Below are 10,196 nucleotides of genomic sequence, written 5' to 3'. Positions count from 1 at the left end.
GAGATCAGCAAAAGATTCGGAAAACTCGCCCCGGTAACGCCGCGCGCGGCGCAGCACGAAATGCTTCTTGAAATCCATGACGACATCATGGCTGCGGGTCCGGGCCTGCAACTCCGCCACCTCCGGCTCCACACAAAAAAGCCGGGCGATAAACCGCTCAAGATGCGGCGCAAGACATAACAAAAACTCACTCTGGGCTTGCCCGCTGAGCGGCTGCTGCTTGCCATCGCGATAGGCACGGAGGCTGGTCGCCAGCCCGCCATCCTGCGTGCTCAACTGTCGCAAAAAATCGGCATCGAGGCGAAGCAGTCCGGCTGCGGTGAAAAGTTCTGAATAAGAAAATTCATTCATCATAAGACTCATTTATCTGTCCCAGGCTGGTGTTGTTACTCAGCGTCAATAATGTGACCTATCTTGTGAGCTACACCATCCCATTTATCCGCATCTACAGGAGTATTGGTCCGCTCGGTAATCACCGGCCATTGAGAGGATAGACGCACATTTAGTTCAATAAATTCACGAAATTCATGCGGGATATCACTGTCTTTATAAATAGCACCTGCGGGACATTCAGGTTCGCATAAAGTGCAGTCAATACACTCCATTGGATCTATAACGAGGAAATTTGGGCCGGCATGAAAGCAATCCACAGGACACACCTCGACGCAGTCCATGTACTTGCAGTTGATACAGTTATCTGTAACTACAAAAGTCATTATAAATACTCCTATATTGCTTGTAGCTTTGCTATTGCCCACGCCGCAATTTTCTTCACATCCGGATCCCTATCTAAAAGTGCGTCGCGCAGACTGTCAATGGCAATAGGGTTACCAATTTCTCCAAGACACATCGCGGCTTCCTTGCGGACATTGCTCACAGGATACGCTAACATTTTAATTACTTCGGATACTACGTCATGACACTTTATTTTACCTAGCGCAACCAATATCTTGGAAATTACTTGCCATTGCGCTTCTGTAGACATGACCTTTACCACTTCGTCACATACTCCATCGGCGCCAAGTTTGGCAATTGTCCCAGCAGCTTCTGCCCGCACTTGCCACTCTTTGTCATGCAAACCTTGAAGGGCAGCAGCTAAAGTCTCTGGCGTCAGTGAATATCCAATAGCGCCAATGGCAACGCGCCTAACTTCTTCACTCGCATCACTTATCGCGATTTTAGAGAGATCGTGAGCATACGCTGGGTTTTGCAGGTAGCCAAGGACACCGACGCTTTCTAAACGAACCTGCTGCGACAAATCATGCAAACCCTTTAACGCATAGATGGCCACACCAGGAATCCGCAGAGGCCTAAGAGCTCGCAACACAGAGGATCGGACAAAATCATTTTTGCTTGTGATCCACTCCTCATATATATCACCAAATTCTTTCAAGTTGCACTCTGATAACGTATCCGCTGCTACCATTCTGACATTTTCATCACTGTCCTCAAGCAGCTTGAGCAGCGGTACCAACATGTAATCTCCCGGGATATCCGCAATCGCTCTGGCTGCCTCCTCGCGGACCGCACTACTCGTATCGTCAAATCCATTGAGAATCAACCTCAAAGCCGTCTCTCTGTCTGACTCTATAGCGTTAATAATGACCAAACGTCTCACATCTGGATCAGGATTATAACTTTTTTGATCTTGTGCCATTAATTGCCTCCTTCAATATTTCTTCCATCACTTAACAAGATATGGAATATCCACGGTCAATGCGTGGGTAGGACAATCCACCTCACACGGAGTACAATACCAACATTCATCATATTGCATGAGCGCAACACCATTCTTTATGTCGATCACAAGCACATCAAGTGGACATACATCAACACATACTGTACATCCTTTTGATGCAATACACTTGTCGGCATCGACAGATACTGGAACCTTAACAGACATTGATGCTGTAGCCATTATAATATCCTATATGGTAATTTATACCATGTCCTTGGTGACAATTCTGAGCCGTTCATACGCCTGCACCTCACCTTCATCAGGTTCGAATATATAAGGTTCAATAGGGATTTTCTTGCACGCCATCTGCCCACCTTTATCCTTATATAACTGCACATGGCAAAGCCAGTCATCATTTTTCTCCGGATAATCTACTCGGTAATGATACAAGCCCCACCGACTTTCTGTTCTGTAGAGAGACGATACCGCCGCCATCTCGGCACAGTCGAGAATATCATGCACCTCCATAGCCCGTAGAAGATTATGCGGGCAATCTGCCCAGAGATCATTTAAATCTTCACGAATCTCTGAAAAACGGCGCAAACCAAGCTCCATCTTCCTTGTTACCTTAGGAGGTTGAAGGTAGTCATTTACCAGCCGTCTTATCTTATATTCGGCTTGATATGGGGTAATGCCATCTTTCCGTTTTAATGGTTGTAGAATGCGTTCGGTCTCACGTGCGGCAAAATCGTTATCCGGTTTGTCGCGGCTCATATTCTCGCAATATTTCACAGCCTCCAATCCTGCAATCTCACCGTATACGAAGGCCCCTAACATATAGTTATGCGGTACACATGCAACATCTCCAGCGGCGTAGAGTCCTGGAATAGTTGTTTCTGCGCGCTCATTTACCCATATGCCAGAGGCGCTATGGCCACTGCATAAACCAATTTCAGAAATGTGCATTTCAATCATATCTTGACGGTAGTTGGTTCCTCTTCCTTCGTGGAACCGGCCACGGCTAGGACGTTCATTGGTATGGAGAATGTTTTCTATTGTGGAAATAGTCTCTTCCGCCAAATGGTTTACCTTGAGAAAGACGGGCCCGTTCCCACCTTCAAGCTCCCTGAAGAACTCCAGCATCATCTGGCCACTCCAGTAGTCACACTCAATAAATCGCTCACCATGTGCATTGGCAGTGTAGCCACCCAGCGGTCCTGTTACATAGGCGCAGGCTGGGCCATTGTAATCCTTAATCAACGGGTTTATTTGAAAACATTCTATGCCGGAGAGTTCCGCGCCGGCATGATATGCCATGGCATATCCATCGCCAGCGTTGGTAGGATTCTCGTACGTGCCGAATAAATAACCAGAAGATGGGAGACCAAGCCGTCCAGCAGCTCCAGTGCAAATGATTACGGCCTTAGCTTTAATCAATGTAATCTCTGCAGTTCTTGTATCTACAGCCATGACGCCTGAAACACGTTTATTTTGCCCAACCACTACACGCGTTACTTTATATCTATTCGTAACATCTATTCGGTTTTTTCTAAGCAGGCGATATAATATTTTCTTTACATTATGACCTTCCGGCATGGGAAGCACATAGTTTCCGAGATGGTGAACCTTTTTTACTGCAAATTCTCCGGTTTCATCCTTTTCAAATTTGACACCCCATTTGTCTAATCTTTGAATCATCTGAAAACTGTTGTTGGCGTAAGCCAATATGGCTTTCTGGTTTACAACTCCATCATTGGCAATGGTTATTTCACGTACATATTGCTCAGGCGTGGCATGCCCTGGTATCACTGCATTGTTTAAACCATCCATACCCATGGAGATCGCGCCACTTCGTTTTACGTTTGCTTTTTCAATTAGCATTACGTTGAGGAGTGGGTTGGCTTCCTTGGCTCTGATTGCGGCCATTGGCCCAGCAGTACCTCCGCCCACTACAAGAATATCAACTTCTTTTTCAGAATATGTTGAGTTCATTCATTTGTCCTCTTGATTCCGCTTAAGATTTATCATGTATTTCAATGCGTCGCCACGATAATAAATATGTTCATAATCAATTGGCATGTCTTCCGCCGTATAAGTAAGTCGTTCCATTTTTAGAATGGGTGACCCTTCCTCTATTTTTAGAAGTCTAGAAAGTGCCTCATCTGACAGTATGGATTCCAATTGAATCTCTGCGCGGCCAAGCCGAAGGCCATATTTGTTTTCCATGATGACAAAAATGTCCTGCGTCGCCAGATCCTCTAGAATTAATCGCCTACCAATATCGCATGGTACATAAGTAATATCTACGGATATTGGTTCTCTATTTAGATAGCGCAACCGCCTAATTTCCATAATATCAGTGGCGTCACGTTTTAATTTTAATCTTACCGCCTTATTCTCGATTATTTCTTTCGACCCGAGCAGTGTCGAAAATGTTTCGTGTCCTTTTGCTACCATGGCTTCGCCAAAGCCTTGGAGTGAAATCAATTCTTGGGTAGCCTTTGGTCGAGAAACAAATGATCCTTTGCCTGGGACTTTAAATATCAACCCATCTGATTGGAGGTCTCTTAGTGCTTGCCTTACCGTAGTTCTGCTTACGTTAAAAGATTTTACCATATCACTTTCGGACGGCATCTGAGAGTGTGGTGCGTATGTTCCATCCAGTATTCTGGATCGTATTTGCTCTTTTAGTTGTAAGTACAATGGATGCATTGAGGTGATGGTTGAGTAGACGTATTTCGTAGATGTCATTGATATCGATCCCGTTGTGATACCTGTAGGTACAGGTAGCAATATCAATGCCAAGACCGATGCGCCATAAATACCAAATAAATCATGGATATGTATTTGCTAAAGGAATGTTCCCAAGGCCAGGACGCCCCATTATTGCGCACCAATAGCGTGCAGCGCGCCAAAAATGGGCGAGCCATTACTCTAGGATGCCACGGTGAATCCTTGGTGGGGGCTGGACTTTGGCAATGGCTAGTTGTTATACCGAATCGGTGTTCTGCGAGCGCATTGTTTACGGAACGTTACATAACATATTGTTTTATTTGGTGGGGACGGCGGGATTCGAACCCGCGACCCACGGCTTAAAAGGCCGCTGCTCTACCGACTGAGCTACATCCCCCAAGGCGGGCCCTGACGAGACAACCGTCAGGGCTGCGTATTATCGGGTGCGGATGGGTGCCGGTCAAGGATAAATCATGGCAGTGTCCTGCCACACGGCATCCGATAACGATCGAGGAGATAGGCATGGAGGCTAATCAGGACCTCGGGCCGGGCCAAGGACGTCCTTAGATCACCCGTGAATAATGAACCGTTTTTTGCGCCAGATAGGCGTCGAAGGTCATGCAGATATGGCGAATCAGCAATCGTCCCCGCGGAGTGACCGTCAGAGCATGGGCGTTTATTTGCAGCAGTCCATCATTCGCCATGGCCTCCAGGGCAGGCAGAATGGCCGCGAAATGCTGATGGAAGTCGAGATCGAACTGCCGGTTCAGTGCGTTAACATCCAAGCTAAAGTCGCAGATCAGGCGGGTGATGATGTGGCGGCGCAGTAAGTCTTCGTCGCTCAGGCGCAGGCCGCGCTCTACCGGTAAGTGACCACTGTCCAGGGTCGCGCCCCAGGCGTCCAGATCCTTGATGTTCTGACTGTAAGTTGGACCGACCATGGCGATGGCGCTCATTCCAAAAGCCAGCAAATCGGTCCCGGCATGGGTCGAGTAGCCCTGAAAATTGCGATACAGGCTGCCTTCCCGCTGGGCGATGGTCAACTCATCTTCGGGCAGGGCGAAGTGGTCCATGCCGATATAGAGATAGCCCGCCTGCTGCAGGGTGGCGATGCTCTCAGCGAGGATGCGGAGCTTCATGTCCGGACTGGGGATGTCGGTATCGAGAATGCGTTTTTGCGGCGGGAAGCGATCCGGCAGGTGGGCGTAATTAAAGACGGAAAGGCGATCCGGGCGCAAGGCGAGAACCGCTTCCAGAGTCTGGGCAAAGCTTTCCGGGGTCTGCAGGGGGAGTCCGTAGATCAGGTCGAGGCTGACGGAGCGGAAGCCAAGTTGGCGCGCTTCATCAATGACGCCGGCCGTAAGGGCAAAACTTTGTTCGCGATGCACCGCTTTCTGCACCGCCGCGTCCAGATCCTGGACCCCGATGCTGATGCGGTTGAAGCCAAAGTCGCGGAGCAGGCGGAGGGTGTCGGGCTCCAGGGCGCGCGGATCGATTTCGATGCTATATTCGCCTTGGTCATCCGGGAGCAGATGAAAGTGTTTGCCGATGCTGTCCAACAGGAAGGCAATATCATCACGGCGCAGGAAAGTGGGCGTGCCGCCGCCGAAATGCAACTGGTCCACGGGACGCCTGCCGTCAACGTGTTTCCGCGTCAGGGCCATTTCCTGATCAAGATGGGCGACATAGGGCGAGCCCCACCCGTGATGACGGGTCACCACCTTGGTGCAGGCGCAGTAAAAGCACAAATGCTCGCAGAAGGGAATGTGAAAGTAGAGGGAAAGCGGCCGCCCGCTGGCATTGGAGTCGTTGAGTGCACCTTGCAGTGCCCTTTCATCGAAGTCTTCGCCAAAATGGGGAGCTGTGGGGTACGAGGTGTAGCGGGGCCCCGGCTGATCGTAACGACGGATAAGTTCATGGTCAAAAACAAGATGTTGGCTGGTATTTATGGTCATCGCTGCTGGGCTCCGTCAAATACGTGTCGAATAGCGATCATACGCCCTGAATATCTTTTACCCCAAACAGATTGGCCGCCACGCTGGCGCGGATTTCGGCGAGAAAAGCCTGCATGTGCGCTTGCTCCGCCTGCTCCGTCGTGGTGGCCGCTTGCAGGGTCTGCCAGAGGCCCTGCGGTCCGAGGGGGATGGCGCGCACGTAATTTTTCTCCCCGTAGCTTCCCACCGCCCAGGCGGGTAGCGCGGCGATACCCTGCCCGGAGGCCACCAACTGGAGGATGATGACGGTCAGTTCGGCATGCCGACGGCGCCAGGGTTGCACACCCGCCGGCTGGAGGAACTCGCGGAAAAGGTCGAGGCGACGATCCTCTACGGGGTAAGTGATCAGCGTTTCTTCCAGAAAATCCTCAGGGGCCAGGAAACTGCGCTGCGCTAAGGCGTGCCGGGGGTTGACGAGGGCGACGACCTCGTAGGCAAAGAGTGGATGCAGGAGAATATCGGAGGCCATGGCATCGGGCGCGGTGAGCACCGTGAGATCGGCCTGATGATTCTGGAGCAGAGGCAATGGATCCTGTTGAAAGCCCGAAACCAGATCCATTTCCACATCCGGCCAGTTCTCGCGAAAGTGGTCCATGGCGGGGGTCAACCAGTCAAAGCAGGTATGGCATTCGACGGCAATACGCAGACGGCCGCTATTCCCTGCCGCCCGTCGCCGCAGATCTTCCTGCATTTGCCGGATGCGTGGCAGCACTTCCCGGGCTACGGCCAATAAGGCCTCTCCGGTGGGGCTCAGGCGCAACTGCGTGCCGCGTTCCCGATCCAACAGGCCGACACCGAATTCCGCCTCCAGCCCGCGTAACTGGTGGGAGAGTGCCGACGGCGTCAGGTGCAGGCGTTGTGCCGCAGCCGCCAGGCTGCCGAACTGGGCGACGGCCTCAATGGTGCGCAGGTGACGTATTTCCAGGGGCATGCGGGCCTCGGTGTTCGGTAAATCCGCTTCGCAGTGTCCCACGACCAGCCGGTAATGCAAAGACTTTTGAGTTTGATGAGACGGGCGTGAATACTTCGCTGTTTAGGATACACCGTCATAAAAAATTCATGAAACCGTCATCATATTGTCATATTACCCCCTTATTATGGCACCCATCGTTGCAAGGATGCCTAAAGAGGAGGTCGTTGTGTTTACCAAAAACCGCATTGCCATCGCCGTTGTTGCCGCCCTGTGCGGCGTCAGTGCTGCCGCACAGGCAGAAACCCTGACGGACTTTTTCAAGCAGAGTAAGATTGACGGCCAGATCCGTTCTTATTATTTCAGCCGTGATTATGGCGCCGCCGGTCCCAATCAAAATGCCTTCAGCCTCGGCGGTATCTTGAATGTGCAGACCGCGCCTTTCCTGGGTGGTTTTGGGGTTGGCGTCAGTTTCTATACGGCCAACGCCCTTGGGGCGAATGACTTGTCCGGCGCACCGGCGTATCCCTACGTGGATTCCACGCTGATGGGGCCGCAGCAGTCCATCAATGCCCTGGGTCAGGCTTACATCCAGTATGCCCTTCCCAAGGTCCTGCTCGTCCGTGCGGGGGACCAGGTCATCAATACCCCCTGGGTAAACAATTCGGACTCACGTCTTTTGCCAGCTACTTATCAGGGCGTTTTCGCGGAAGTTTCTCCCTATTCTGACTGGCACATTTACGGTATGCGCATCTTCCGCTGGAAGAGCCGTACGTCATCGGGCTATTACCGGGATAACCTCTACGACCCAGCCACCTTTGATGGCGACTCCATGTATGGTGGTTCTGGCACACCGGTGATCACGGGTTCTTCACCGGCGACCAACGGGGTGTTGGCTTTCGGTACCAGTGGCAGTCTCATGGGAGCCAAAGCCCAGGTCTGGTATTACGATTACTATCAGTTTGCCAAAACTGTATATGGCGACGTGAATTACACCCTGAAGACGGGTACCGGCCTCGATCCTTTCGTGGGCGCCCAGTTCAACCGCCAGTGGCAGAACAATGGCCTGCTGGATGGTTCGAATATCAACAACTCCCCGATCACCGCTACCTCGGTGAACAGTACGGCCTGGGGTGCGCAGGTGGGTTTGAACTACGCGGCTTTTAATAATGTGCTGGGAAATGGCCAGCTAACCTGGTCTTACAATGAAATCTTGGCGCACCCCGGTGCGGTGGGTGGTGGTGCCATTATTTCACCCTATACCGCTGGCTATGCCACGGACCCTCTCTATACGACTTCCATGATTCGCGGTCTGGTGGAACTCGGACCGGGCAGCGGCTGGAAGGTCAAGTGGACTCAGAATCTCTTCGACAAACGCTTCCTGCTCATGGCGGCTTTGGCGCAGTACCACACCTATTATAATGGTACCAGCAATGATACCTATGTGGATCTGACGTATTTCGCTCCGGGCAAGTTCAAAGGCCTGTCCATCCGCGATCGTGTGGAAGTGGCCAATGGCCTGGACGCCTATAACGGGCTCCAGGGTAATGGTGCCGGTTTCAATAAGGGTCATTCCTTTATCTATAACCGGGTGATGCTGACTTACGCATTTTAATGATGGAAGCGGGTGCCGCGGCGAAATGCCCGGTGCCCGGCAACGCCGCTTTACCTCTGCAATGCCTTGGCATTGCTCCTCCTCTCCTTGCCCCGCTGGTCGGGGCTTTTTTGCGCCCGTTTTGTGATTACCAGGGATACAGTTGCTGGATGACCAGATCCGGGCCGAGGTCTTCCATACAGCGATGATGCTTGAGAGGACATTCGCGCTTGCCACAGGGACTACAAGAGATATCCAGGCGTAGCGGCTGGGCGCCGGGCGAAAGCGGTGGCGTCATCGTGAGCGGGGTAGGCCCATACAGCGCGATGACCCGACTGCCTACGGCACCGGCTACATGCATCAGACCAGAGTCGTTGCTCACGGTGACTGGGGCGAGGGAGAGCAGATCGATGACCTCCAACAACGTGGTCCGACCACCCAGATCAAGCAGTTCGGGGACGGCAGCGGCGATGGCCTGAGTGATTTCCGCATCTTTGGGGCTGCCGAACAGCCAGACGGCATGGCCGCCCTGGACGAGGGATTGGGCCAGTGTAATCCAGTGACGCACCGGCCAACGCTTGGCCGGACCATATTCGGCGCCAGGTGCCAAGGCGACGAGTGGTTGCTGCGGTATGGAGATCCCGAGTCGCTGTAAGGCGGCAGCGCGGGCGCTGTGGTCCACCTGCAAGCGGGGAGCGGGCAGTTGCGTGGGTTGGGGAAGACGCAGCGGTAGGCCAAGGGCCACGAAGCGGTCCACGGTACGTGGTAGTTTCCTTTTGTTCAGGCGGCGACGATCATTGAGCAGCAAACGGCGTCCCTCGCCGGGAAAGCCGGTACGGGTCTGGATCTGCGCCCAATACGGGATGAGAGCGGATTTAAAGCTGTTGGGGAGGCAGATAGACCAGTCGTAGTCCTGCTTCTGCAAATGTTTTGCTACCTGCCGACGCCGGCGTAAGCCGAGCTGGCCATGGCCGATATCCAGCGGCATGGCGTGTCGCACTTCGAGCATGCGTTCCGCCACCGGGATGCTGGCGGGTGGTGCCAGCACATCCACCTGCAGGCGCGGCCAGCGGCGGCGCAGCACTTGCAACAAGACTTGCGCCATGACCATGTCTCCCACCCAGGCGGGTCCGACCAGGAGCAGGCGGGCGGGATCATAGCTGTGGGCGATGCGGGTGTTGTGCGGAATGAAGGCGTCGTATTCATTGTAGGGTGGTTCTGCTTCGCCAGCGTCGTCCACTGCGGAGACCGCCTCTAAGATCGATGATGATTCGCTCACCTTACTTG

At 52.6% G+C, this 10,196-nt stretch carries 9 protein-coding genes, 1 tRNA gene and 1 pseudogene; 1 reads left to right on the top strand and 10 read right to left on the bottom strand.

Going from position 1 to position 10,196, the window contains the following annotated elements:
- The 9 genes and pseudogenes from HF921_RS10035 to HF921_RS09995 all read right to left on the bottom strand — a co-directional run.
- A pseudogene (locus HF921_RS10035) lies at positions 1 to 354 on the bottom strand (pyridine nucleotide-disulfide oxidoreductase); the annotation flags it as partial.
- A 32-nt stretch (positions 355 to 386) separates the two neighbouring features.
- Entirely contained in the window at positions 387 to 716 is a 330-nt protein-coding gene (gene fdxA / locus HF921_RS10030; protein ID WP_064218445.1) for a ferredoxin FdxA, read from the bottom strand.
- 11 nt (positions 717 to 727) lie between these two features.
- A complete protein-coding gene (locus HF921_RS10025; protein WP_215861769.1) occupies positions 728 to 1,657 on the bottom strand; it encodes a HEAT repeat domain-containing protein in 930 nt (309 codons plus the stop codon).
- 27 nt (positions 1,658 to 1,684) lie between these two features.
- Positions 1,685 to 1,903 (bottom strand): 4Fe-4S dicluster domain-containing protein, encoded by a 219-nt coding sequence (locus HF921_RS13695; RefSeq protein WP_370695919.1) that lies wholly within the window; start codon positions 1,901 to 1,903, stop codon positions 1,685 to 1,687.
- A 36-nt stretch (positions 1,904 to 1,939) separates the two neighbouring features.
- Entirely contained in the window at positions 1,940 to 3,670 is a 1,731-nt protein-coding gene (locus tag HF921_RS10015) for a fumarate reductase/succinate dehydrogenase flavoprotein subunit (protein ID WP_064218447.1), read from the bottom strand.
- On the bottom strand, positions 3,671 to 4,390 hold the full coding sequence (locus tag HF921_RS10010) for a GntR family transcriptional regulator (protein ID WP_226834449.1): 720 nt from the start codon (positions 4,388 to 4,390) through the stop codon (positions 3,671 to 3,673).
- Positions 4,391 to 4,732: 342 nt separating this feature from the next.
- Positions 4,733 to 4,808, bottom strand: a tRNA-Lys gene (locus HF921_RS10005).
- 166 nt (positions 4,809 to 4,974) lie between these two features.
- Positions 4,975 to 6,366: an oxygen-independent coproporphyrinogen III oxidase gene (gene hemN / locus HF921_RS10000; RefSeq protein WP_215893749.1), complete on the bottom strand. Its 1,392-nt coding sequence runs from the start codon at positions 6,364 to 6,366 to the stop codon at positions 4,975 to 4,977.
- A 37-nt stretch (positions 6,367 to 6,403) separates the two neighbouring features.
- Complete coding sequence (locus tag HF921_RS09995; protein WP_064218451.1) at positions 6,404 to 7,336, bottom strand: LysR family transcriptional regulator; 933 nt, start codon at positions 7,334 to 7,336, stop codon at positions 6,404 to 6,406.
- Positions 7,337 to 7,544: 208 nt separating this feature from the next.
- Between HF921_RS09995 and HF921_RS09990 the strand changes: the two genes are divergently transcribed.
- Complete coding sequence (locus tag HF921_RS09990) at positions 7,545 to 8,930, top strand: OprD family outer membrane porin (protein WP_064218450.1); 1,386 nt, start codon at positions 7,545 to 7,547, stop codon at positions 8,928 to 8,930.
- 127 nt (positions 8,931 to 9,057) lie between these two features.
- Here HF921_RS09990 and waaF read toward each other — a convergent pair whose 3' ends face one another.
- Positions 9,058 to 10,188: a lipopolysaccharide heptosyltransferase II gene (gene waaF / locus HF921_RS09985; RefSeq protein ID WP_215861771.1), complete on the bottom strand. Its 1,131-nt coding sequence runs from the start codon at positions 10,186 to 10,188 to the stop codon at positions 9,058 to 9,060.
- Positions 10,189 to 10,196 lie beyond the last annotated feature (8 nt).

Source organism: Acidithiobacillus ferriphilus (assembly GCF_018854775.1).
GTDB lineage: Bacteria > Pseudomonadota > Gammaproteobacteria > Acidithiobacillales > Acidithiobacillaceae > Acidithiobacillus > Acidithiobacillus ferriphilus.
This window is presented reverse-complemented; position numbering and strand designations above follow the sequence as displayed.

What these genes read in the sequence shown, in the direction of transcription:
- fdxA (WP_064218445.1), bottom strand. Translation starts at nt 716, where the DNA reads ATGACTTTTGTAGTTACAGATAACTGTATCAACTGCAAGTACATGGAC.
- HF921_RS09995 (WP_064218451.1), bottom strand. Translation starts at nt 7,336, where the DNA reads ATGCCCCTGGAAATACGTCACCTGCGCACCATTGAGGCCGTCGCCCAG.
- HF921_RS10025 (WP_215861769.1), bottom strand. Translation starts at nt 1,657, where the DNA reads ATGGCACAAGATCAAAAAAGTTATAATCCTGATCCAGATGTGAGACGT.
- HF921_RS13695 (WP_370695919.1), bottom strand. Translation starts at nt 1,903, where the DNA reads ATGTCTGTTAAGGTTCCAGTATCTGTCGATGCCGACAAGTGTATTGCA.
- hemN (WP_215893749.1), bottom strand. Translation starts at nt 6,366, where the DNA reads ATGACCATAAATACCAGCCAACATCTTGTTTTTGACCATGAACTTATC.
- HF921_RS10010 (WP_226834449.1), bottom strand. Translation starts at nt 4,390, where the DNA reads ATGCATCCATTGTACTTACAACTAAAAGAGCAAATACGATCCAGAATA.
- HF921_RS10015 (WP_064218447.1), bottom strand. Translation starts at nt 3,670, where the DNA reads ATGAACTCAACATATTCTGAAAAAGAAGTTGATATTCTTGTAGTGGGC.